The organism is Maritalea myrionectae, assembly GCF_003433515.1.
In the GTDB taxonomy this organism is placed as follows: domain Bacteria; phylum Pseudomonadota; class Alphaproteobacteria; order Rhizobiales; family Devosiaceae; genus Maritalea; species Maritalea myrionectae.
Genome location: NZ_CP021330.1, coordinates 111,818 through 132,973 on the forward strand (window position 1 = coordinate 111,818; position 21,156 = coordinate 132,973).

16 protein-coding genes are annotated in these 21,156 nt (G+C 53.5%); 11 read left to right on the plus strand and 5 right to left on the minus strand.

Features of this window, described 5'->3' with window-relative positions; translation table 11 throughout:
* Positions 1 to 12: 12 nt before the first annotated feature.
* The 3 genes from MXMO3_RS00525 to MXMO3_RS00535 are packed head-to-tail and all read right to left on the minus strand — an operon-like array spanning position 13 to position 3,688.
* On the minus strand, positions 13 to 909 hold the full coding sequence (locus tag MXMO3_RS00525) for a branched-chain amino acid ABC transporter permease (protein ID WP_027835661.1): 897 nt from the start codon (positions 907 to 909) through the stop codon (positions 13 to 15).
* Entirely contained in the window at positions 906 to 2,894 is a 1,989-nt protein-coding gene (locus tag MXMO3_RS00530) for an AMP-binding protein (protein WP_036223008.1), read from the minus strand. Before MXMO3_RS00530 ends, MXMO3_RS00525 begins: the two co-directional genes overlap by 4 nt.
* Before the next feature lie 2 nt (positions 2,895 to 2,896).
* Positions 2,897 to 3,688: an ABC transporter ATP-binding protein gene (locus MXMO3_RS00535; RefSeq protein ID WP_051213904.1), complete on the minus strand. Its 792-nt coding sequence runs from the start codon at positions 3,686 to 3,688 to the stop codon at positions 2,897 to 2,899.
* Between the two features lie 190 nt (positions 3,689 to 3,878).
* Here MXMO3_RS00535 and MXMO3_RS00540 point away from each other — a divergent pair, with 190 nt between their 5' ends.
* Together MXMO3_RS00540 and MXMO3_RS00545 are read left to right on the plus strand one after the other, a co-directional pair.
* Entirely contained in the window at positions 3,879 to 5,837 is a 1,959-nt protein-coding gene (locus tag MXMO3_RS00540; RefSeq protein WP_117394600.1) for a hybrid sensor histidine kinase/response regulator, read from the plus strand.
* On the plus strand, positions 5,834 to 6,553 hold the full coding sequence (locus MXMO3_RS00545) for a winged helix-turn-helix domain-containing protein (protein ID WP_117394601.1): 720 nt from the start codon (positions 5,834 to 5,836) through the stop codon (positions 6,551 to 6,553). Before MXMO3_RS00540 ends, MXMO3_RS00545 begins: the two co-directional genes overlap by 4 nt.
* Here MXMO3_RS00545 and MXMO3_RS00550 read toward each other — a convergent pair.
* Entirely contained in the window at positions 6,550 to 7,995 is a 1,446-nt protein-coding gene (locus MXMO3_RS00550; protein WP_117394602.1) for an alpha/beta hydrolase family protein, read from the minus strand. The two genes, MXMO3_RS00545 and MXMO3_RS00550, sit on opposite strands and share 4 nt — an antisense overlap.
* A gap of 180 nt (positions 7,996 to 8,175) precedes the next feature.
* On the minus strand, positions 8,176 to 8,640 hold the full coding sequence (locus MXMO3_RS00555; protein WP_117394603.1) for an Lrp/AsnC family transcriptional regulator: 465 nt from the start codon (positions 8,638 to 8,640) through the stop codon (positions 8,176 to 8,178).
* Positions 8,641 to 8,871: 231 nt separating this feature from the next.
* On the opposite strand from MXMO3_RS00555, the gene MXMO3_RS00560 reads away from it, so the two are divergent.
* From MXMO3_RS00560 to ade, 9 genes are all read left to right on the plus strand, one after another.
* A complete protein-coding gene (locus tag MXMO3_RS00560; protein ID WP_162889076.1) occupies positions 8,872 to 10,134 on the plus strand; it encodes a 3-methyl-2-oxobutanoate dehydrogenase (2-methylpropanoyl-transferring) subunit alpha in 1,263 nt (420 codons plus the stop codon).
* Positions 10,135 to 10,137: 3 nt separating this feature from the next.
* Entirely contained in the window at positions 10,138 to 11,154 is a 1,017-nt protein-coding gene (locus MXMO3_RS00565; protein WP_027835668.1) for an alpha-ketoacid dehydrogenase subunit beta, read from the plus strand.
* Positions 11,154 to 12,782 (plus strand): 2-oxo acid dehydrogenase subunit E2, encoded by a 1,629-nt coding sequence (locus MXMO3_RS00570; RefSeq protein ID WP_117394604.1) that lies wholly within the window; start codon positions 11,154 to 11,156, stop codon positions 12,780 to 12,782. The genes MXMO3_RS00565 and MXMO3_RS00570 overlap by 1 nt, the downstream gene beginning before the upstream one ends.
* Before the next feature lie 133 nt (positions 12,783 to 12,915).
* Positions 12,916 to 14,346 carry a methyl-accepting chemotaxis protein gene (locus tag MXMO3_RS00575; RefSeq protein WP_117394605.1) on the plus strand — a complete coding sequence of 477 codons (1,431 nt, stop codon included), beginning with the start codon at positions 12,916 to 12,918 and terminating at the stop codon, positions 14,344 to 14,346.
* Between the two features lie 117 nt (positions 14,347 to 14,463).
* Complete coding sequence (locus MXMO3_RS00580; RefSeq protein ID WP_117394606.1) at positions 14,464 to 16,002, plus strand: ABC transporter ATP-binding protein; 1,539 nt, start codon at positions 14,464 to 14,466, stop codon at positions 16,000 to 16,002.
* Positions 16,002 to 17,087 carry an ABC transporter permease gene (locus MXMO3_RS00585; protein ID WP_027835671.1) on the plus strand — a complete coding sequence of 362 codons (1,086 nt, stop codon included), beginning with the start codon at positions 16,002 to 16,004 and terminating at the stop codon, positions 17,085 to 17,087. Before MXMO3_RS00580 ends, MXMO3_RS00585 begins: the two co-directional genes overlap by 1 nt.
* Positions 17,087 to 18,007 carry an ABC transporter permease gene (locus MXMO3_RS00590; protein WP_027835672.1) on the plus strand — a complete coding sequence of 307 codons (921 nt, stop codon included), beginning with the start codon at positions 17,087 to 17,089 and terminating at the stop codon, positions 18,005 to 18,007. The genes MXMO3_RS00585 and MXMO3_RS00590 overlap by 1 nt, the downstream gene beginning before the upstream one ends.
* 46 nt (positions 18,008 to 18,053) lie before the next feature.
* Positions 18,054 to 19,127, plus strand: a complete 1,074-nt coding sequence (locus tag MXMO3_RS00595) for a BMP family ABC transporter substrate-binding protein (RefSeq protein ID WP_117394607.1) — start codon at positions 18,054 to 18,056, stop codon at positions 19,125 to 19,127.
* Positions 19,128 to 19,244: 117 nt separating this feature from the next.
* Positions 19,245 to 20,951 (plus strand): adenine deaminase, encoded by a 1,707-nt coding sequence (gene ade, locus MXMO3_RS00600; protein ID WP_205468052.1) that lies wholly within the window; start codon positions 19,245 to 19,247, stop codon positions 20,949 to 20,951.
* Positions 20,952 to 21,156 lie beyond the last annotated feature (205 nt).

Here is a 21,156-nt window from a genome sequence, read left to right on the forward strand (position 1 = left end):
AATTGTTTTCCTTTAGATCCGCTCGATGTCTTTGGTGCCGAACAGGCCATAGGGTTTGATCATCAAGATGATAATCAGCACATAGAATGGCGCGATCGTGTAGAGGTTGCCGAGGTGTAGATATTGCCCATCTGCAAATTCGGCGAGGTTTTCCAAAACGCCCACAATGATGCCGCCAACAACAGCCCCGACAATGGAATCAAGGCCGCCCAGGATCACCGCCGGGAACACTTTAATCCCAACAAAGGCAAGCGAGTTGGACACCGAGTTCACAATGCCGATCACAATGCCCGCCACGCCTGACACCATGGCTGAGATGGCCCATGCCATGGCAAATGTTTGCTTGACCGAAATGCCCAAGCTTTGGGCGATTTGCTGATCAAACGCGGTGGCGCGCATGGCCAGACCGTGCCGGGTGAAGCGGAAGAACCAAAAGAAGACGGCCATAATCACAACCGACAAGACAAGGGAGAGTAAGTAGGCCACTTCCACATTCAACCCGGCAATATTGATCACATCGGTGGTGCCGAACACATCCGGAAACCGTTTTGCATCATTGCCGAAAATCCAGTTCATCAGCGCCTGCATAAAGATCGACAGGCCGATCGTGACCATGATCACGGAGATGATGGGTTCACCAATTAAGGGCCTTAAGATCACCGTTTGCACAATGATACCGAACGCCACCATGAAGATCAGGGTGAAGATGAAGGCCAAAAAGAATGGCAATTGCATATTGGTGACCAGTGCTAAGCACACCCATGCGCCGAGCACGAGAAATTCGCCCTGAGCAAAGTTCACCACTTGGGTGGATTTGTAGATCAGCACAAAGCACATGGCGACAACGCCATAAAGCATGCCCACGATGAGGCCATTGATCAAAAGCTGGAAGAAGAGTTCCCATTTCATGAGGCAAGGCTCCTTTGTTCAGCCGCTTTCGGGGCTTGGCTTAGATTTTCCACCTTGAGTGAGGTTTTGATGCGCTGCTTGGTGCCATCCTGGAAGGAAATCACCGTGTCGATATCGACGCGCTCATCGTCGGAATATAGCTTGCCGATAATGTCGGCATATTTTTCGGCGATCACGCTACGCCGCACCTTTTTGGTCCGGGTCAGTTCGCCGTCATCCGCATCGAGTTCTTTATAGAGCAGCACAAATTTTTGGATGCGCTGGGCTTCGGGCAATGTCTCATTCACCCGTTCCACTTCTTCGCGCATCAATTGGTAAATCTCAGGCCGTGCGGCCAAATCGGTATAGGTGGTGAAGGCAATGCGCCGCTGTTCCGCCCATTTTGACACAATCGGATAGCGAATACAGATCATGGCCGCGATATAGGGTTGGTCTTTGCCCAAAATCACCGCTTCGGCCACAAAGGTAGAGAACTTCAATTTGTTCTCAATGAATTGTGGGGAGAACCGGGTTTGCGTGCTGGTTTCTGACAGATCTTTGATCCGGTCGATCACCACCAGATGGCCTTTGTCATCCAAATAGCCCGCATCACCAGTCAGGAAGCGGCCTTGATCATCAAAGGCCTCTTCGCTTGCTTCCTTGTTCTTATAATAGCCGCTCATCAAATTCGGGTGGCTGACAACAATCTCGCCCAACCCCTCATGATCGGGATTGATGATGGAGATTGTGCATTCGTTCATTGGGTAGCCCACTGAATTATGGTCGACCTCGTCCCACTTATGGATCGTATAGGCACCCAAGCCTTCTGTTTGGCCATAAAGCTGCTTGAGCGGCACGCCCATGGCTTGGAAAAATTTGAACGTATCGGGGCCCATGGCCGCGCCACCCGTGGCCGCGGATTTAAGCCGCGAAAAGCCCAAGCGGTCGCGCAAAGCACGGAATAAAATGAGTTCGGCCACTTGATCGCGTTCGCCCCTATCGAGCGCTGCAATGCCGCGTTCAACGCCCCAATCGAAAATCTTTTGTTTCCATGGGGAGCTTTCCATCATGCGTGAACGGATATCAGCAGCCACCACTTCCCATACACGCGGGCTAAGCAACACAAAGTGCGGCCCAATCTCGCGCAGGTCGGACATGGCTGTGTCTTCACTTTCGGGGAAATTGACGATCATCCGGGCGACCAAATTCCACGCCACGGAGTACATTTGCTCCATCACCCAAGACAATGGCAGCACGGCGAGATATTCATCGCCGGCGCTCATTGGGTCCGCCTTCAAATAGTTCACTGCATGACCGAGGAATGCCGAATGCTTCCACATGGACAATTTTGGATTGGATGTGGTGCCCGATGTGGTGCACAAGACAGCCACATCATCTGTTTTGGTTGCCGCAACCATATCTGCATAAGCATTGGGGTTTTTGGCCAGTATATCAGCGCCGATTTTTTCGACATCAGCCAAATAGATCAGCCGCGGATCATCATATTTCTGCATGCCGCGGGTGTCGTGATAAATGATCTTTTTGATGGACGGAATTTTGTCCCCGAGCATCAAAAACTTATCGACCTGCTCTTCATCTTCCGCCACCACGATTTTGGGTTCGGCATAATTGATGAGGTAAGCAATTTCATCTTCCAGCGCGTCGCGATAAATGCCAAGGCTCATGGCCTGATTGGCATGGGCGGCCACCTCGCCCCATACCCATTCAGGGCGGTTGTCGCCAATCAACGCCACGACATCGCCCGGCACCACGCCAAACTCTTTAAATGCCAGCGCCATTTTGGCCACATGATCGTTAAACTGGCTCCAGGTGATTTCATTCCAGATGCCGAAATCTTTTTCGCGCTGAGCCACCTGATTGGGGTGCGCTTTGGCATTTGCCGCCAGCAATTTCGGCAGCGTATCGGCATCCGTGACCGCTTTAAGGTGATGAGACCCGTCAGCCCATTGGATGTCGTTGCCTGATTTTTCCGTGAGGTTGGCCATGATTATCCGACCTCCTTCTCATCATCCATAGAGAAATCATCAATGCCGAGATAAGCAGTTTTCACCTGTTCATCTTCCACCACTTCTTCTGGCAGGCCTTCAGCAATCTTTTGCCCAAAATCGAGCACCGCAACCCGGTGGGAAATGTCGACCACCACGCCCATATCGTGCTCAATCATCACCACGGTAATGCCATATTGCTCATTGAGTTCGATGATGTAGCGGGCCATGTCCTCTTTTTCTTCAAGGTTCATGCCCGCCATCGGTTCGTCGAGGAGAATAAGTTTTGGTTTGATCGCAATGGCGCGGGCCAATTCCACCCGCTTGCGCAACCCATAGGATAGCGAGCCTGCAGGCTCGTTCCGCACATGCTGAATTTCCAGAAAATCGATAATGTCTTCGATCTCGGCGCGGGCAGCCGCTTCTTCTTTTTGTGCGCCCCCCACCCAATAGAGCATGCCGGTGAGAAAATTATTCTTCATCATATGGTGGCGCCCCACCAGAATATTGTCGATCACCGACATATGAGAAAACAACGCCAAATTCTGAAAGGTTCGGCCAATGCCGATTTTCGCCCGGTCATTGATAGAGCGCGACAGCAAATCCTTGCCATCAAATAGGATTGAGCCTTCCTGCGGCTTATAGCGCCCGGAAATACAGTTGAGCATGGATGTCTTGCCCGCACCATTGGGGCCGATCAGTGAGAAAATCTCACCTTCATCAACATGAAACGAAATATCGGTGAGCGCTTTCACGCCCCCAAAACGCAAAGAAATGTCGGTTACATCCAACATCTTTGTTGGTTCTGTCACAATTTTCCTCCCCAAAGGCGCTTGACCTCAAATCAAATTGAGTTTCGTCTATAAGCTCAATCAAGTGCAATGCCTTTACCCAAGTTTTAACCAAGGGGGGTTGCCAGATTATGCCCGAATTGTACGCAATTGTGACAAGTGCGTTTTGCGGGCTGAGGAGGACAGATACGCCATGGGCGATCACGACATCAGCGATAGCCAAGCCGTTGAATTATTGATGCAAATAGAAGCGGGCCTTGATAATATTGATCAGGGCATTTCTGTGTTTGATCAGAATTTGGAGCTTGTTTTTGCCAACAAAAGACTGGGCGAATTGCTGGATGTGCCGGAACGGCTTTTGAACCGTGGCACCAAATTTGAAACCCTGATCCGCTACAATTCTGAACATGGCGAATATGGCCCCGGCGATGTGGAAGAACAGGTCGCGGAGCGGGTACGCGTGGCGCGGGAATTTCGTGCCCACACCGTGGAGCGGGTGCGCCCCAATGGGCGGGTAATCCGCGTTTCTGGTGCACCATTGGCCATGGGCGGCTTTGCCACCATTTACACCGACATCACCCAGCAGCGGCGCTATGAAATTGAGCTGGAAAAACGAATCAATGCGCAAACGCGCGATTTGCGCCGGTCGGAAGAACGGCTGCGCCTGATCGCCAATGAAGTGCCTGCGGGCATCGCTTATCTCGATCAAGACGAGGTGTTCCAGTTCGTCAATCGCCGGTTTGCCCAAAGCTATGGCCAATCGGTGGACGACATTGTGGGGCATAAAAGCCAGGAGATTTTATCGCCGCATATGCATGAAGATTCGGCTCCCTATTTTGCCCGCGCCAAGGCGGGGGAAGCGGTGGAGTTTGATCTTGAATTTGACCATGAAGATGGGCGCAAGCTGGAAATTCGTGTGTTTTTGCGGCCCGATTTGCGCACCGATCAAACCGTGCGTGGCTTTTATGTGCTGTCGATCAATTTCACGCGCCATCGGCAAGCAGCAGCTGCACTATCGCAGGCGCAAAAAATGGAAGCGATTGGGCGATTATCCGCTGGGATTTCTCACGATTTCAACAATTTGCTGACGGTGATTTTGGGCAATTTGCGGCCTTTGGCCGAGCAGATGGAAGATAAACATTTGCGCGACGAAATGGTGGCCCCGTCCCTACGCGCGGCAAAGCGCGGCGCGGAACTGACGCGACAATTGCTGGCCGTGGCGCGGCGGCAACCGCTTGACCCAAAGGTCGTGAATTTGAACGAAGCGGTGCAAGAGGTGGCTAATTTGCTCAAGCCTTCCCTGCCCGCCACCACGCAATTGCGGCTGGAGCTGCCCGATCAAAAATTGTGGGCCAAGGTGGACCCCGGTGCCCTGGAGAACGCGCTGCTGAACCTGGCGCTGAACGCCCAGGCCGCGATTGAAGATAGTGCCCGTAAAGAAGATGGGTTGATCGAATTACGGCTGGAGGCCGATCAAGATCAGCGCATTAAAATTCAGTGTCGCGATAATGGCACGGGCATGAGTCAAGAGGTGCAGAAGCAGATTTTTGATCCATTCTTTTCCACCAAGGTGCATTCAGGCGGCACTGGGCTGGGACTTTCTATGGCGCAAAGCTTTGCCCAAATGTCGGATGGCGACATTGCCGTAAACAGCGCCATGGATTTGGGGACCGAATTTGAAATTGTGATCCCCTCGGTTGAAGCACCCACCCAAGCAGAAGCAGCGATGGATGTGCCCAACCTGCCGCATAAGCAAGGCGCGCTAGCGCTTTTGGTGGACGACCAGGAAGAAGTGCGCGCGGTGTTGCGGCGTGAATTGGTGGGGCTTGGCTATGCAGTGTTGGAAGCGGAAAACGCGGCTGAGGCCATGGAACTGATGGATGAGGTGAGCGGCATAGAACTCGTTCTGTCCGACATTGCCATGCCCGGCGGCATGAGCGGAATGGAGCTGGGGCACCATGTGCGGGCCAATTTCGGGCATATTGGGCTGATCCTGATGACCGGGCATGCCAATCTAGCCAAAAGCGACTTTGACCAAGGTCTAAACTGCCCCATATTGCGCAAACCGTTTGAGCACAATAGTCTCGCCCGCGCGATCCTTGCCGCTGAGGCACAAGCATCGCCGGCACGGGAGGAGCAAAGCGCCATATGAATCAGAAGCTGATTTATATCTTAGAGGATGATGCAGATGTGCGTGCGCTATATGCCCGCGAGCTGACGGCGCAAAAATTTGCCGTGCAGGCTTTTGACACCATCAAAAGTTTTGACGCCGCGCTGCTGGATCAAACCCCGGACCTGTGCATTTTGGACCTGTCGCTGCCCGATGGCGACGCGCTGATGTTGCTACGCGACACGGTGGGGCAATTGAACATCCCCACCATTGTGGTGAGCGGGCGCGGTGCGTTGGGCGACCGGGTGTTGGGCCTTGATTTTGGCGCCGATGATTATCTGGTGAAACCCGTCAACACGATCGAATTGGCCGCACGCGCCCGCAGCCTGTTGCGGCGGGTAGAAAAGGCGCAACCCCGCGCGAATGCAAGCCTTGGCGACAAGCTGAAGTTTGGTGATTGGCAGGTGGATTTTTCCACCTTTGAGCTCAGCTATAAGGATGGCAGCTCCGAGATTTTAAGCGCCGCCGATGCCCGACTGCTGAAAGCCTTTTTGGGCATGCCGGGCAAAGTTTTGTCGCGTGAGCAATTGATGGACCTTTACGACCAGGATGGCGATGGCAGTTTTGACCGCTCCATCGACGCGCAGGTCTCACGCCTCAGGAAAAAGCTGAAAGATACGGCCAAAAACCCCAAGCTGATCCGCACCGTCTATGGCGCGGGCTATATGTTTACCCCGCAAGTGGAGCCGGTTGTCTAAGACGCGCTGGCGGACAGATTGTCCGCTCGATATTCCACCTCGGGAAATTCCTTTGCCGGTGCGTCCAACATGGGAACTTTAGCGCCCTTCAGATGCTTGTCGAAGAATGATTTCACATAAAGGTTTTCAATCTCGGTTTTGCGCGCGTGCGGCATCTCGCCGAAATAGCCAACAGCCTGAAAAATATTCGAGGCAATCGCTAAATCGGTGAAGCTGGCATGGGCTGTGTCTTGCAATCGAGCGGAATAAACTGGTGCTTTTGATTTATCATGCAAAATGTCGGTCAGTTTGTTTTCGATGTGAGTGATGAACATAAAGGGCTTTTCCAGCGCCGGGGCCACAAGGCTGGCGAAAATCATGCCATCAATATTGATGCCTGCTGCACATCTTTCGTCGACCAGGCAAGTTTGAAGGCTGGCATAGCCGCCGGAAGAAAAGCCAAATACGCCAATATTTTGCAGGTCCAGTCGGTTTTTAAACAGGTCGCCTGCCTGCTTGTTGAGCGCTTCAACTTTATCCAGCACCAGCATCTGGTCTGCCGCCAGCCGGTCAACTTCCTCTTGCTCCAGCGCCACCATTCCAGGGGCAATTTGCGGGATTTGTTCGATGGCATCTAGCTGTTTTTTCCGATCATCGCCTTCATATAAATAATGATTGAGTTTGGCCACTTCGGGGATGCTTTCATACTGGCCCATCGGGTCCTCACCCATGCCATCGGCATATTCCTTGAAGGTGGCAATGCGCCCGTCCGGCAAGAAGGTGGCGAGGCTGGTATAAGGGTGATTGATCGAAAAGATCACATAGCCGTGGCTGGCCAATTCTTCCATCATGATTGTGCTTTGCTCGGCCATCAGGCCAGAACCATGGCTAAAGATCAGCACAGGCAGTTTTTCATCGCCCGGCTTTAGCTTTGCACCAGACATCGCGTTGGTTTTGATCTGATCCAGGTGCGCGAGAAGAAATGGGGGCAAGGGCAAATTCAATCCCTTGATCATTTCCGCGCTCATTACATCCGCCTGCTGCCAATAGGTTTTGCGGGGCGCAACCGGGTCCGGCACAGCGGGATACCAGACTTTTACCATCAGTTCGCGCACATCGTTTGGATCAGCGGTCATATCTTCCGCTCGATCTTTATCCGCCACGTAAAATTCGCGATAGCCGATGGCATTTGGACCACTGGGCGCAGGCAGCTCAAACATGGGAAAGGCCCAATTGGCCAAAAGGGTCAACCCGATGCCTAGGGGCGCAAGAATATAGGCCGTTCGGCGTAGAATTGTCTGCATAAAGTCCGGCGCGAATTTTGAGCCGAGCGCCCAGAGCGCCGCCAGGACGACAGCGACATATACTGGCATAAATTGCCATCGCGCCGCGCCAAGTCCCCAATGCAAAACAACAACCAGATTCGCCGCTAAAATAAGGCCATAAACCAGATTAGTGGGCATGGAATTGCGCCATATAAGCGCGCCCAATGCCAAAACTGAAAACAGAATTATAGTAATTTCTAAAATAAACACGGGAGTCTCCCCACAAAACACATGTAAATCGTGGGCAGGCGCCCACAGCAATTAAACGTGGTTTGTTAAATGGGGGAGCGCCGCGACATTACAAGAGCGGCGGGGCAACTATGTGAGATTGGGCAAGCGATCACGTTTGATGATGCGACGGAGGGCGAAGCGGGAGCGGATGGAGCGGATGCCGGGGACGCGGGTGAGTTTTTCCTGCAAAAACCGTTCATAGGAGCCCAGATCTGCCGCGACCACGCGCATCAAAAAATCCTGACTGCCGGTCATGATGAAACATTCCATGATTTCATCAAAAGTCTGCACTTCTTTTTCAAAAAGCTGCAGCGCTTCGGCGCGTTGATTGTCCAACTCGACGGAAACGAAAATGGAGATGGGCAGGCCCAGCATTTCCTGATTGACCGACGCCGTGTACCCGGTGATCACGCCCCGATCTTCCAGCGACACCACCCGGCGCGCGCAGGGGGTTGGCGACAGGCCGACCTTTTCCGCAAGCTCGTTGGTGCGCATGCGCCCTTCTTCCTGCAAAATGGTAACAATCTTACGATCAATAGCGTCGAGCTTCATTTTTTCTCCAAAAACGACATCTATATTGAGATTAATCGCTAATGAGCGTATAGTTCAAGCTGTATTTTAGTGAGAAACTGCGCAAAGCTTGTGCCAATATATGCATAATTGGGGGGAGCTAGGGTTTAAAATAAAGTCAGCATAACTGACCAATCTCCCCAAACCATACAGTACCGCGTTCGGTCATATTGCGCGCGATGCCAGGCACTTTGAGTGCCGGAGGAGATTATCATGTCTGACGATAAAATGCCGGAAGCCACCGGCCCGCTATCTATTTCCATTCCCGAGCCGCCCACACGCCCGGGCGACGCGCCGGACTTCAGCTATATTGAAGTGCCCAAGGCTGGGGCTGTCGACTGCCCCCCTGTGGACACAAAACCCGAAGTTATGCGCGACCTGGCCTATTCCATTGTGCGGGTGTTGAGCCGCAAAGGCGAGGCGGTTGGTCCTTGGGCCGAGTTTTTGGGCGATGATCTGAATGATGAAAGCCTGTTGCGCGGCCTGAAAGATATGATGAAAACCCGTGTGTTTGACGCGCGGATGCTGACGGCGCAGCGGCAAGGCAAAACCAGTTTTTACACCCAATGTTTGGGCGAAGAGGCGATTGCCACCGGCTTTCAGCGCATGATGCGCAAAGGCGACATGAATTTCCCCACCTATCGGCAGCAAGGCCTGTTGATTGCCGGTGGGTGCTCTATGTTTGATATGATCTGCCAGATCTATTCGAACGAAAAAGACAATTTGGACGGGCACCAATTGCCGTGCCTTTATTCTTTTAAGGACCATGGCTTTTTCTCTATCTCCGGCAATTTGGGCACGCAATATGTGCAAGCTGTAGGGTGGGCCATGGCCTCTGCCATTTCTGGCGATGACAAGATTGCATCGGCCTGGATCGGCGATGGCTCGACTGCGGAAACAGACTTCCATTCGGGCATGTTGTTTGCTTCTGTCTATCAACCGCCAGTGGTGCTGAATATTGTGAACAACCAATGGGCCATCTCCTCCTTTAACGGCTTGGCCGGTGGGCGTAATGCGCCATTTGCGGCGCGTGCGCATGGTTATGGTTTCCCGTCGCTTCGTGTGGACGGCAATGATTATCTGGCGGTGCTGGCCGCCTCAAAATGGGCAACCGAACGGGCGCGGCGCAATCTTGGTCCGACCCTGATTGAATGGGTCACCTATCGCGTGGCCGCCCACTCGACCTCTGATGATCCCTCTGCCTATCGCCCGAAAGAAGAGAGCGATGCATGGCCCTTGGGGGATCCGCTGGAGCGGTTGAAGCTGCACCTGATCAAGAAAGGCGCTTGGTCTGAAGAGCGACACACCCAGGCGATGGCTGAAATTGAAAGCGAAGTGATCGCGGTGCAAAAAGAAGCCGAGAAATATGGCACGCTCAATCGCGGCAAAGGCCCCGATCCTGAGAAGATGTTTGAGGGCGTTTATAAAGAAATGCCCGATCATCTGGTCCGTCAACGTTTGGAATTTGAGGCGTAAACCATGGCACGTATGACGATGATTGAAGCCATCCGCGATGCGATGGATGTGAAAATGGGCATGGACGAAGATGTGGTCGTGTTCGGCGAAGATGTGGGCTATTTCGGCGGCGTGTTCCGCTGCACCCAGGGCCTGCAGGAAAAATATGGCAGGCATCGCTGCTTTGATGCGCCGATCAATGAAAGCGCCATTGTGGGTGCGGGCATTGGCATGGCGACCTATGGCAAGCGGCCCTGCATTGAAATTCAGTTTGCCGACTATGTGTTGCCGGCCTATGATCAGATTGTTTCGGAAGCGGCGCGCATTCGGCATCGCTCCAACGGGCAGTTCACAGCGCCGATTGTGATCCGCATGCCCACGGGCGGCGGCATTTTTGGCGGGCAAACCCACTCGCAAAGCCCCGAAGCGATTTTCACCCATGTGAGCGGGTTGAAAACCCTGATCCCGTCCAATCCCTATGACGCCAAAGGTATGTTGATCGCGGCGATTGAAGATGATGATCCGGTGATTTTTTTGGAGCCGAAGCGGCTTTATAATGGTCCGTTTGATGGTCACCATGAAAATGCGGTGACCTCATGGGCCAAGCACGAAAAGGGCGAGGTGCCAGAAGGCCATTACACGGTGCCGATTGGCAAAGCCAATGTGGTGGAGACGGGCATGGATGTGACCATTTTGGCCTATGGCACCATGGTTTATGTGGCGCAGGCCGCGGCGCGGGAAAACAATATTGATGCGGAAATCATCGACTTGCGCTCTTTGTTGCCGTTGGATTTGGACACGATTGTCAACTCCGTGCAAAAAACCGGCCGCTGCGTGGTGCTGCATGAGGCGACGTTGACCTCCGGCTTTGGCGCTGAATTGACCGCGCTGGTGCAGCAGCACTGTTTCAAACATTTAGAAGCGCCGGTGCTGCGGGTAGCGGGGTGGGACACACCTTATCCGCACGCGCAGGAATGGCACTATTTCCCCGGCCCGAAACGAGTTGGCAAGGCGCTGAAACGCGTTGTGGAGGCACAATAATGGGTACGCATATTATCAAACTGCCCGATGTGGGCGAAGGCGTGGCCGAAGCTGAATTGGTGGAATGGCACGTTAAAATTGGCGATGTGGTCAAGGAAGACGAGGTGATCGGCGCGGTGATGACTGATAAGGCCACCGTGGAAATCCCCTCCCCCGTGCAAGGCGAGATCACCTGGCTGGGTGCCGAGGTGGGCGATACGGTCTCCGTTGGATCGGAGATTGTGAAACTGGCCACCCTTGGTGACGAAGATGACACCAGCGACGCCAAGATTGATCCAACCGAGGACGCGGCGGAAAAGCCTGCTGAAACTGAGGACGCCACCGCACCGTCAGACGATTCTGGAAAAGGCAGCGGCAAAGGCAGCTATGTGATCAAACTACCGGATGTCGGTGAAGGTGTGGCCGAAGCTGAGCTCGTCGAGTGGAATGTCAAAATCGGCGACATGGTCGCTGAAGATGAGGTGCTGGGCGCGGTGATGACCGACAAAGCCACAGTTGAAATTCCCTCACCGGTTCAAGGCGAAATCACCTGGTTGGGCGCGGAAGTTGGCGACACGGTTTCGGTTGGGTCCGAGATTGTAAAGCTGGCCACATTGCACGGCGAAAGCGGCGCGCATGATGCCGACATTCATGTGATTGAAAAAGACGACACGCCGGAAGAAAAACCAGGCGCTGTGCCCGCCGCAACGCCAGAGGCCGACAGCAAGGCCGAAGTCTTGCCGCCGCGCACCTCTGGCGAAAAAGTGCTGGCGGCACCGGCTGTGCGCAATCGCGCCAAGTTCCTAAATCTGGACCTGTCGCAATTTACTGGTACTGGCCCGGAAGGCAGCATCAGCCATGAAGACCTGGACCGATATTTGCTGAGCCAGCAGGCCAAAGGCGGCGGCGCTGCCGCATCAACGCCTGCTGCGCCCTATGCGGGCACCGGCGATGAACCCACAAAGGATGTAAAAGTGGTGGGCCTGCGTCGCCTGATTGCGGAAAAGATGAGCGTGGCCAATGCCCGCATACCGCACATCACCTATGTGGAAGAAATTGATGTGACCGAGCTGGAAGGCTTGCGCCAAAGCCTGAATGCACAAAAGGAAGAGGATCAGACAAAGCTGAGCCTGTTGCCGTTTTTGATGAAGAGCATGGTGACAGCCCTTTCCGAGCAGCCCGGTATCAATGCCCATTTTGACGATGACAAGGGCGTGGTGCATCAGTTTGAGCATGTGCATATGGGCATCGCGGCACAGACCAATAATGGCTTGATGGTGCCGGTGGTGAAAAATGCGCAAAATCACGGCCTCTGGTCAAGCGCCAAAGAGATCGCGCGTTTGGCACAGGCGGCCAAGGATGGCAGCGCCAAGCGCGAGGAGCTGACCGGCTCAACGATCACGATCACTTCGCTCGGGGCCCTGGGTGGCGTGGTGAACACGCCGGTCATCAACCACCCGGAAGTGGCAATTGTGGGCGTCAATAAAATGATGACCATGCCAAAATGGGATGGCGAGAAGTTCGTGCCGCGCAAGATCATGAATTTGTCGTCCAGCTTCGATCACCGTGTGGTGGATGGGTATGACGCTGCAGTGTTCATCCAGCGGGTGAAATCACTTTTGGAAAAGCCATTGATGATCTTTTCTTGAGGCAACTAAGCCGTTGAATTTAAAAGAAGGCCGCCCATGAGGCGGCCTTTTTATTTAAGATTAATTAACGTAAACGTTTCGTTACCACTCTTGCATTACACTGCCGCGTGCATGTGCGGGGGAGAAAGCCTTTATGGTGAGCGCGACAGCAAAAATGAACTCGAACCAAGTCGACGACCAGACCATGGCGGATATTGGCCATCGGGTTGAACGGCTGGGCATTGAGATTGCCGATGTCAACGGTGTGGCCAGCGAGTTGGCCGCCCTTGGTGTGCAGCAAGCGCAAAATATCAGCACGGTTGCCCGCACGTCAAATCAGGTGCTGTCGACCAGCACCAAGATGGCCAATTCGATGGCCGAAGCGGCACAATCTGCTGAACAGGCGCAAGAGATACTCACCGCGAACACCGCCCAAATTCAAAATACGATCACAAAAAATAGTGATCGGATGCAGGAGCTGAGTGCCAATAGCCTCAATTTGAAAGAAAGCCTCACAAGTGTTGACGGCAATGTGCAGGAAGTGCGCGTGGCCAGCCGCGCCATTGGCCAGATTGCGCGTGAAACACAGCTTCTATCACTCAATGCCAGCGTGGAAGCCGCGCGGGCGGGCGATGCGGGCCGCGGTTTTGCAGTGATCGCCGCTTCGGTGAAAACACTTGCCGATCAAATTCAGGGCTTTGCCGACCAGAACGCCCAGAGCTTGGAAGAGTTGGTTGGTGTGCTGAGCGGCTTGCAGGAACGCAGCCAAATCAGCGCCCAGACCGCCACCCAAGCCATTGATGAGACGGCTGCGGCGCAAGAGGCCAGCGCCCAACTCACCAGCCTTTCGCAAAGTGTGTCGAAATTGGTGCACGATATCGATTTGTTGCGCGCTCCGGTGGAGGAGAATATTGCGGCATCAACATCGATCAATGAAGAACTCAGTAGCCTTGATCAGAGTGTGAAGCATTTTGAACGCCAGCTGGAGAAGTTGCAGTCGCGTTCAGATTCCATTTTGGATATCTCCGAGGATCTGATGGTGTTTATTGCTCAATCGGGCGTGGAGACTGGCGACACCAAAATTATTCGTCTGGGCGAGAAAGCTGCCCGACGCATCGAGGCGATGATGCAGGACGCCATACACCAAGGGACATTGCGCCCCCGTGCTGCGTTTGATCGGCAATATAAGCAAATCCCACATACCAACCCGACGCAATATTTTACCGAATATGTGGATTGGACTGATCGGCACTGGCAGCCCATTTTTGAAAAGGTGCAACAGGCAGACCCACGCATTGTGTTCAGCGCGGCTGTTGACGTAAACGGCTATTTGCCCACCCACAATGTGGTCTATTCGCAACCGCAAGGTAATGATCCGGAATGGAATGCGGCCAACTGCCGAAATCGCCGCATTTTTGATGATCGCACAGGTCTGGCGGCTGGACAAAACACTAAACCATTTTTGGTGCAAACCTATCGTCGGGATATGGGCAATGGCGAATTCGTGTTGATGAAAGATGCATCGGTGCCGATCTATATTGAAGGGCAACATTGGGGTGGCTTGCGGATCGGATATAAGGTTTAAAACCCGAACAATCTTTTGCCATTTGGTCAAATTATCCACAATTGTTTTCAATGCGCTTGCGCAAAAAACATGAAAACGTCATAATCTCACCCAACGAGGGAATTTGGGTGGGATCACATGACGCAAAAAAGCGCGGAGCATCTGCTTCAGCTTGACGGCATTTCCAAATATTATGGCAGTTTCAAAGCCAATGATCGGATCGACCTTTCGATCATGCCGGGTGAAATTCATGCGCTCCTGGGCGAAAACGGCGCCGGCAAATCAACTTTGGTGAAAATGCTCTATGGCAGCCTGCAGCCAGACGAGGGCCAAATATTGTGGCAGGGCCAAAAGGTCAATATTGCCAACCCAGCAGAAGCCCGCACCCTGGGCATTGGCATGGTTTTCCAACATTTTTCTCTTTTTGATGCGCTAACGGTGGCAGAAAATATTGCCCTCGCGATGCCGAAAGATCAAAAACTCTCTGACATTTCCAAGCGGCTCGAAGCCGTATCGCAAGAATATGGGCTGCCGCTTAAGGCGGGTGCGCGCATTCACGATTTGTCGGTGGGCGAACGGCAGCGGGTGGAAATTGTGCGTTGCTTGCTGCAAGAGCCAAAATTGTTAATCTTGGACGAACCGACCTCGGTGCTCACCCCGCAGGAATCGGAAGATTTGTTCAAAGTGTTGCGGCGGCTTTCTGATGAAGGCACTGCCATTCTTTATATTTCTCACAAGTTGGCCGAAGTGCAGGCACTTTGCCAGAACGCAACGATTTTGCGCCATGGCGAAGTGGTGGCCGACTGCATCCCCGCAAATGAAACGCCGTTAAGTTTGGCGAAGATGATGGTTGGGGATGATATTCATGAGATTGCCCCACGGGCCACAGGCAGCGACGACGCCAAAGTGATATTGAAAGTGACCGGGCTTTCGGCCACCGGCCTGACAGGTTTTGAAACCAGCTTGAAGGACGTTAATTTTAGTGTCCGTACCGGCGAAATCGCCGGCATTGCCGGCATTGCGGGGAATGGGCAGAACGAACTATTTGCCGTGCTTTCCGGTGAACGGACCACAGCACCCGATATGGTGCAAATTGATGGTGAACCCGTTGGTGGCTTGTCAATTTTGCAGCGACGCAAAAAGGGCGCCATGTTTGTCTCTGAGGAACGGCTGGGCCATGCCGCTGTGCCAGAAATGAGCTTATCTGACAATGTGGTGCTGACCCGCCATGGGCTTGAGGATGATTTGCAAACCGGGCCGTTTGTGCGCCATGGCACCGCGCGCAAGCTCAAAGACAAAATCACCGAAATGTTTGATGTGCGCAAAGGCAATGATGATCCGCCTGCCATGTCGCTCTCAGGTGGCAATTTGCAGAAATTTGTGCTCGGACGTGAAGTGATGGCTGGGGCAAAATTGGTGATCGTGAACCAGCCGACATGGGGTGTAGACGCCGGTTCTGCGGCGCAGTTGCGGCAAAACCTGATCGACCTCGCGGCCACTGGCGCGGCTATTTTGGTGATCTCACAAGATCTGGACGAACTGTTTGAGATTTCTGACCGTCTGGCCACCATGGCCGAGGGCGAGTTATCTCCTTTTGTCCCGACAGCAAAAACCAACCGCAATGAAGTTGGTTTAAAAATGACAGGCGTATTTGCGCCAGCGGAAGGGGCACATTGATGCGATTGGAACTGATTAAACGCAGCGCCCCTGCCCCCGCCATGCGCTTTTTGTCGCCATTGTTGGGGTTGGTTTTAGCGGTGATCGCCGGGGCGATTATGTTTTCGGCGTTGGGCAAAGCGCCAGACCGGGCGCTATATGCCTTCTTTATCGAACCTGTTTCCGAAATGTGGAGCGTGCATGAGCTTTTGATCAAAGCCGCGCCATTGATTTTGATGGGGGCGGGGCTTTGCATCTGCTTCCAATCGAACAATTGGAATATTGGCGCCGAGGGGCAAATGATTGTCGGTGCAATTTTTGGCGCCGCGCTGCCGATCTTACTCCCGGATGTGCAGAACTTTTTAATCCTGCCTTTGATGCTGATTTTCGGCATTTTGGGCGGCATGCTTTATGGCTTTATCCCGGCTTTGTTGAAGGCCAAGTTTAAGACCAATGAAATCCTCACCAGCCTGATGCTGGTTTATGTGGCGCAAATGTTGCTCGATTGGATCGTGCGCGGCCCTTGGCGGAACCCGGAAGGATTGAACTTTCCCGAATCACGTCGCTTTCATGAATGGGCCCGTATCCCGGAAATGTTCCCAGCAGATGGCCGCGCCAATTGGGGCTTTGTCATCGCCGTTGTGGTCGCCATTGCCTTGGGTGTGATGTTGGCAAAAAGCCTTAAAGGCTTTGAGGTGAAGGTGATCGGCACCAGCCCGAAAGCGGCGCAATTTGCGGGATTTGATTCCAAAAAGATGATCTTTTTTGCCTTTTTGCTGGCCGGTGGCTGTGCGGGGCTGGCGGGTATAATTGAAGTGGCCGGGGCCACCGGGCAATTGCGTCCCACGGTTTCACCCGGCTATGGCTTTACTGCCATCATCGTTGCCTATTTGGGGCGGTTGAACCCGATTGGCGCAATTGTGGCCGGACTGGTTCTGGCTCTGACCTATTTGGGCGGCGAAGCGGCGCAGATCAGCCTTGGGCTTTCAGACAAGATCGCCCGGGTGTTCCAAGGCCTTATCCTGTTTTTCGTGCTCGCTTGCGACACGCTCATTCTTTACAAAATCCGCCTCAGTTTTGGCGCTGCAACTAAGGGAGCCGCATAATGGGCATGACAGAAGCCATTTTGTTGACCATTGCCACCGCGGCAACCCCGCTTTTGATCGCCGCCATTGGCGAATTGGTGGTGGAACGCTCCGGCGTATTGAACCTTGGTGTTGAAGGCATGATGGTGATGGGGGCCGTGGGCGGTTTTGTCATTGCCAACCTTACGGGCAACCCTTGGATTGGCATACTTGCCGCGATCGCGTTGGGCGCCCTCACTTCGCTGCTATTTGGGTTTCTCACGCTGACATTGGCCGCAAACCAAGTTGCGACAGGCTTGTCGCTGACGATTTTGGGTTTGGGTGTATCCAGCTTGATGGGCGAAAAGTTTGTCGGCCAAGCCGGAGAAAAAATGGGCAATTTAGACATCCCCATTTTGACAGATATTCCCCTTGTTGGCCCTGTCATTTTTGGACAAGACCCCATTTTTTACCTCTCAATCCTGCTGGTTGTGGCGGTAAGCTGGTTTCTGTTTCGCACCCGCGCCGGGCTAACACTTCGTTCGATTGGCAACAACCATCATTCGGCCCACGCCTTGGGCATTCCTGTGTTGCGTTATCGCTATTTGGCTGTGATGTTTGGTGGTGCCTGTGCGGGTTTGGCTGGCGGACATTTGTCGCTGGTTTACACACCGCAATGGGTGGAAAACATGACTGCTGGCCGCGGCTGGATTGCCCTGGCGCTTGTGGTGTTCGCCTCTTGGCGACCAGCACGGGTTTTGGCTGGCGCATATTTGTTTGGTGCGGTATCTATTGGACAATTACACGCGCAAGCGTTGGGAATTGCAGTGCCCTCACAATTGCTCACGGCTTTGCCGTTTTTGGCAACTATTGTGGTGCTGGTGCTGATTTCACAGAATGTTCGGGCGACATTGATCAACACGCCCGCAATGCTTGGTCGGCCGTTTGTGCCCGACCGTTAAACAAAAAGATTTCGGCATGTTGCCGGGTCAAACATTGGAGGTAGAGATGAAGAAACTGCTGATTGGACTTGCTGGCGTTGCCGCAATGTCGCTTGGCATGGCGGCTTCTGCACTTGCAGAAGATCCCATGAAAGTGTGCTTTGTGTATGTTGGCTCAAAAACTGATGGCGGCTGGACACAGGCGCACGATATTGGCCGCCAAGAATTGCAAGCGCATTTTGGTGACAAAATCGAAACTCCGTTCATTGAGAACGTGGCTGAAGGCCCACAGGCGGAAGGCGTTATCGAACGGTTTGCCCGCTCTGGCTGTGAAATGATCTTCACCACCAGCTTTGGCTTTATGGATCAAACCATGGCTGTTGCCGAGCGCTTTCCAGACGTGAAGTTTGAGCACGCCACTGGCTATAAAACAGCTGAAAACGTGACCAGCTACAATTCACGCTTCTATCAAGGCCGCTATATTCTTGGCCAGATCGCAGCGGAAGTGAGCGAAAAGGGCGTGGCAGGCTATATTGCGTCATTCCCAATTCCAGAAGTTGTGCAAGGCATCAACGCCTTTACACTGGGTGCCCAAAGCGTGAACCCAGATTTCAAACTAAAAGTGGTTTGGGTGAACTCATGGTTTGATGCAGGTAAAGAAGCCGATGCGGCCAAGGCCCTGATCGACCAAGGCGTAGATATTTTGACCCAGCACACTGACTCCACTGCACCAATGCAGGTGGCAGCAGAGCGTGGCATCAAAGCATTCGGTCAGGCTTCTGACATGATTGCAGCCGGCCCAGAAACACAATTGACTGCGATTGTGGACACTTGGGGTGCTTACTACATCAAGCGCGTGCAAGACGTGATGGATGGCGAATGGGAAAGCCAGTCAACCTGGGATGGTTTAGCAGAAGGCATTCTTGAAATGGCGCCATACACCAACATGCCAGACGATGTTAAAGCCATGGCGGAAGCCACAGAGGCTGCCATTGTTTCAGGTGAGTTGAAGCCATTCACTGGCCCTGTGAACAAGCAAGACGGTTCTGTTTGGCTTGAAGAAGGCGAAGTGGCCGAAGATGGCGTATTGCTTGGCCTGAACTTCTATGTTGAAGGCGTTGACGATCAATTGCCGCAATAAGGCTGAATAGCTTTTTATGATTTGAGGGCGGGTCATTTGATCCGCCCTTTTCTATTGGCGCTGAAACCGCTATAATATTTGACCAAAAGATAAAAATAATATGCTGGGGGAATGGTGATGAACAAGGCGGAATTGGCCAGGATGATCCAAGCGGGCGCAGGCCAGCGCAAAGCGGATCTGGTGATCAAAAATGTGCGCCTGCTCGATATCATCACCGGTGAGATTACCACCAGCGATATTGCTATTGTCGGCAATCGGATTGTGGGCACTCATTCCACTTATGAAGGCGATCGCGAAATTGACGGGGCAGGCCGCTTTGCCGTGCCGGGGTTTATTGACACCCATCTGCATATTGAAAGCTCGCTGGTGTCGCCGATGGAGTTCGACCGTTGTGTGTTGCCTTACGGGCTGACCACCGCCATTTGCGACCCGCATGAAATTGCCAATGTGCTGGGCGCGGACGGAATCAAATATTTTCTCGATGCGTCAGAACGCAGCCTGATGGACATTAAGGTCAATCTTTCCTCCTGCGTGCCCGCCACGGCGTTTGAAACATCTGGTGCGGAATTGCTGATTGAGGATTTACTGCCCTATCGCGACCATCCAAGCGTGATCGGCCTGGCGGAATTTATGAACTTCCCCGGCGTGATCAACACCAATGATGAGGTGCTCGACAAGCTGTTGGCGTTTCAGGATGGGCATATTGATGGCCACGCGCCACTGCTGCGCGGCGATGATTTGAACGGCTATTTGGCCGCAAAAATTCGTACCGACCATGAATGTACCACAGCCGATGAAGCGCGGGAAAAGATGCGCAAAGGCATGGCGATTTTGATCCGCGAAGGCTCTGTGTCGAAAGATTTGAATGCACTCGCGGAAGTGCTGACCGCGGAAAGCTCCAGTTTTATGGCGCTATGTACAGACGACCGCAATCCGCTGGATATTCATGAAGAAGGCCATTTGGACAGCTTGATCCGCCGCCTGATCGCCAAAGGGTGCCCGACGCATCATGTTTATCGCGCGGCGAGCCATTCGGCAGCGCGGATTTTCGGCCTTGATGATCGCGGTATTGTCGCCCCGGGCTGGCTGGCGGACATTGTGTTGCTGGATGATTTGGAGCAATGCGCGGTGAGCGATGTGATCAAATCCGGCCAGTTGGTGAATGACGCCGCTTTTGCAGCGCGGCCCTCGCTTGGGCCGATTGGTCTTCAGTCGATGAAGGCGCAAAAGACCAGCCCCGATCAGTTTAAAGTGCCGGCCAGTGAGGGCAAAAACCTGACCCCGATGATGGGGGTGAAGCCCGGCCTGATCCTCACCTATCGTGAAGAGGGCGTGTTGCCGCGCGAGGACGGCATTTTGCAGCCAGATACGGCACAGGACGCCATTCAGGTAAGCGTGGTGGAGCGGCACGGCAAGAATGGCAATATTGGCCATGGGTTTGTGAAAGGGTTCGGGCTGAAACAAGGGGCGATTGCCTCGTCGGTGGGCCATGACAGCCACAACATCACTTTGGTGGGCACCAACCCAGACGATCTAAGCGCCGCTGCCAACCGCATTATCGACATGCGCGGCGGTTTTTGCGTGGCGCATGAGGGTAAGATTTTGGCGGAACTGGCGCTGCCCATAGCCGGGCTGATGAGTGAGCTGCCGTTTGAAGAAGTGGCCCATGCGTTGGAGAAGCTGCGCGATGCGGCACATGGTTTGGGGTGCACTCTGCCTGAACCGTTTTTGCAGGTGGCCTTTTTGGCGCTGCCCGTTATCCCGCATTTGAAGATGACCGACTATGGGTTGTTTGATGTGGATGCGTTTGATTTTGTGAAATGAGGTAGTTTGAGCGCAAAGAGACTGGCGCACCCGCGCAACATTTAGGGCTGCATGGATTACCGGATCAAGTCCGGTAATGACGGTGGAGTGTGATCATGCGCCGTAGCGTCATCCTCGGGCTTGACCCGGGGATCCAGTTAGGCGCGAGTCAAGTTGAAAAGCAACAATTCATTGCTGTTCCGATATTCCTACCTGAATTCCCGGC

What these genes read in the sequence shown, in the direction of transcription:
- MXMO3_RS00525 (WP_027835661.1), bottom strand. Translation starts at nt 909, where the DNA reads ATGAAATGGGAACTCTTCTTCCAGCTTTTGATCAATGGCCTCATCGTG.
- MXMO3_RS00530 (WP_036223008.1), bottom strand. Translation starts at nt 2,894, where the DNA reads ATGGCCAACCTCACGGAAAAATCAGGCAACGACATCCAATGGGCTGAC.
- MXMO3_RS00535 (WP_051213904.1), bottom strand. Translation starts at nt 3,688, where the DNA reads ATGTTGGATGTAACCGACATTTCTTTGCGTTTTGGGGGCGTGAAAGCG.
- MXMO3_RS00540 (WP_117394600.1), top strand. Translation starts at nt 3,879, where the DNA reads ATGGGCGATCACGACATCAGCGATAGCCAAGCCGTTGAATTATTGATG.
- MXMO3_RS00545 (WP_117394601.1), top strand. Translation starts at nt 5,834, where the DNA reads ATGAATCAGAAGCTGATTTATATCTTAGAGGATGATGCAGATGTGCGT.
- MXMO3_RS00550 (WP_117394602.1), bottom strand. Translation starts at nt 7,995, where the DNA reads ATGCCCACTAATCTGGTTTATGGCCTTATTTTAGCGGCGAATCTGGTT.
- MXMO3_RS00555 (WP_117394603.1), bottom strand. Translation starts at nt 8,640, where the DNA reads ATGAAGCTCGACGCTATTGATCGTAAGATTGTTACCATTTTGCAGGAA.
- MXMO3_RS00560 (WP_162889076.1), top strand. Translation starts at nt 8,872, where the DNA reads ATGTCTGACGATAAAATGCCGGAAGCCACCGGCCCGCTATCTATTTCC.
- MXMO3_RS00565 (WP_027835668.1), top strand. Translation starts at nt 10,138, where the DNA reads ATGGCACGTATGACGATGATTGAAGCCATCCGCGATGCGATGGATGTG.
- MXMO3_RS00570 (WP_117394604.1), top strand. Translation starts at nt 11,154, where the DNA reads ATGGGTACGCATATTATCAAACTGCCCGATGTGGGCGAAGGCGTGGCC.
- MXMO3_RS00575 (WP_117394605.1), top strand. Translation starts at nt 12,916, where the DNA reads ATGGTGAGCGCGACAGCAAAAATGAACTCGAACCAAGTCGACGACCAG.
- MXMO3_RS00580 (WP_117394606.1), top strand. Translation starts at nt 14,464, where the DNA reads ATGACGCAAAAAAGCGCGGAGCATCTGCTTCAGCTTGACGGCATTTCC.
- MXMO3_RS00585 (WP_027835671.1), top strand. Translation starts at nt 16,002, where the DNA reads ATGCGATTGGAACTGATTAAACGCAGCGCCCCTGCCCCCGCCATGCGC.
- MXMO3_RS00590 (WP_027835672.1), top strand. Translation starts at nt 17,087, where the DNA reads ATGGGCATGACAGAAGCCATTTTGTTGACCATTGCCACCGCGGCAACC.
- MXMO3_RS00595 (WP_117394607.1), top strand. Translation starts at nt 18,054, where the DNA reads ATGAAGAAACTGCTGATTGGACTTGCTGGCGTTGCCGCAATGTCGCTT.
- ade (WP_205468052.1), top strand. Translation starts at nt 19,245, where the DNA reads ATGAACAAGGCGGAATTGGCCAGGATGATCCAAGCGGGCGCAGGCCAG.